1 protein-coding gene is annotated in these 541 nt (G+C 39.6%); it reads right to left on the minus strand.

Annotated elements, in window-relative coordinates; translation table 11 throughout:
• Positions 1-96 precede the first annotated feature (96 nt).
• A partial coding sequence (locus ACO6FI_RS00040; RefSeq protein WP_485455568.1) for a Na+/H+ antiporter NhaC family protein occupies positions 97-541 on the minus strand: 445 nt, incomplete at its 5' end.

A 541-nucleotide genomic window follows, 5' to 3' on the forward strand; every position in this document is an offset into this window, starting at 1 on the left:
TCATTACCTCCTGTATGATACTCTTAATCTTCTTGATATAAGAGTATCACAAAGTGAAAAATCCCTCAACCTTTATGGGATTGAGGGAAGTTTTTATTAAGCTGCGTTTGCTACACCTTGTTTTGAATCTTGTTTTGATGTAACTTTTTTGATAATGAACAGTACACCGATCATCAATGCTACCGCGATTATAAGTGATATAACCACATTTCTTACAAAAGCTGCGATTATATAGCTTACAAATGATACCGCTGCAACCAACATTGCATATGGTAACTGTGTATTTACGTGGTTGATATGATTTGACTGTGCACCGGCACTAGCCATGATGGTCGTATCTGAAATAGGTGAGCAGTGGTCACCGCAAACAGCACCTGCCATACATGATGAGATTGAGATTATCATCATCTGCTGATCCTTGCCTGCAAATACCGCAACAACTATAGGAATAAGGATACCGAATGTTCCCCATGATGTTCCTGTTGAGAATGCGAGGCAAACTGCAACAACGAATATGATTGCCGGAAGGAGTATCTGCATT

The sequence above is a fragment of the Lachnoanaerobaculum sp. genome (genome assembly GCF_057250505.1).